This window comes from Priestia sp. P5_B4, from assembly GCF_056400385.1.
Map to the genome: position 1 here is coordinate 1 of NZ_JBFULJ010000874.1, position 1603 is coordinate 1603.

Annotated in this window: 2 protein-coding genes; both read left to right on the plus strand. The window is 36.5% G+C overall.

The genetic code is table 11. The features are described 5' to 3' along the window. The coding region (locus AC1DRF_RS26950) for an NAD(P)/FAD-dependent oxidoreductase (RefSeq protein ID WP_477742185.1) at positions 1 to 608 on the plus strand (608 nt) is incomplete at its 5' end. 664 nt (positions 609 to 1272) lie between these two features. Beyond that, positions 1273 to 1603, plus strand: a 331-nt coding sequence (locus AC1DRF_RS26955; protein ID WP_477742186.1) for a PAS domain-containing protein, incomplete at its 3' end; no start/stop codon positions are given.

A 1603-nucleotide genomic window follows, 5' to 3' on the forward strand; every position in this document is an offset into this window, starting at 1 on the left:
ATACGTATCTTATTTTAGCAACGGGTTCTAGTCAGCGAAAGCTCGGAGTGCCGGGTGAGCAGCAAATGATTGACCGAGGAGAAGTATATTCTGCTTCAGCAGACGGAGAACGGCTAAAAGGTAAAAGGGTTGCTCTCATTGGCGGAGGAGACCGAGCTTTTGAAGGAGCACATCTTTTAGCATCACAAGCAAAACAAGTATATTTGATTCATCGTTCTACGCATTTTAAAGCAAGAGAGCAATACGTTGAAAAAGTGCTTTCCAACTCCAGTGTTAAAGTGATGACAGATACCGAAGTGACGGCTATCCACGGAAAGCATCACGTCACATCGATCGATTTAAAAAGTAAAAACAGTGAATGTGAGAACCTATCAGTAGACGCAGTGCTTATTAGATTAGGCGTAGCGCCCAATGTTGAACTTATTAAAGAAAAAGTCACTACTACACAAAGCGGGCTCATCGTCATTAATGAAGTGCATCAAAGCAGCAACCCAGCTATTTATGCAATTGGAGACGCGTGCACGACTCCCTTGTTTTCTAGTATCAGCTCTTCAGCCGGTCAAGGAGCGATTGTAGCCAAGCATTTATCGAGCTTGTTAACTATCTAACAGTTTGTTAGATATATCTTACAAAGCGTTGGATATAAAGCTAAAAAGCATCTATCTTTAGTGATAGATGCTTTTTAGCTTGCAATGTAAAATAAACATAAAAGAAACACGTTCACCGGCATACAAATGGTTTGAAAAAAAGCCATGTAGCTTTTGGGGGCGGATCCTCGCTTCTTGATGAGAATATATTCAATGATAAGATCAAAGAGGAGAATAATTAAAGAAAACATGACATAAAGCAATACGTTTTCTCGAAACATCCGTGTAAAAAGTGGGGAGAACAGAAGCAAAAAAGTAAGAATTTGAAACGAACCTCTAGAAAATAGACGAAGGTTTTTGCGTTGGTGGTTCATTCAGGGCCTCCTTCTAATAGGTGAATATATGTTTTATTTTATCAAATGTGTGTAAGCTAATGAGCCTTTATTATATATTTGATTCGAAAGTTCCTCATTTAGTTAAATTAGGGTAAAATATATGTCGAATGTTACCAATAGTAGCTTATAAGAAGAAGTAAAGTTTTCTTTTTAATTTTACAGCTAGGATGAGAATCACTGTTTTATATGCTGATACACTAGTGAAAATGAGATTTTAGCTGAAGATGTAAAGGTGTTTTTTATTTAATGATTTACAGAGACAAGGCAAACAGAGGAGGGAGAAAAGCGTCTTGCAAGATAAACGAGAGTTGAAGAAACAGCCAATTGACAAACAGATTATTAAGCATTTTGACGGTATGAATACACAGCTTCTAAAAGAATATAATGAGGGCATCTTTTTTATAGATTGTGTAGGAAACGTTATTTTTAGCAATAAAGCTGCGCTAAGACTGATAGGAAATGATTATAAAGAAAAAAGCCAGCAGTTAACAGAGTTTATACATGAGGCAAAGCAAGAAGAAGTGAGAATTTACTTTCAACGTGCATTAAAGGGAGAGAAAGTTCAATTTGGTACAACTATTTATCATAAGACAAACAATGAAATGCACTTATGTATTACTC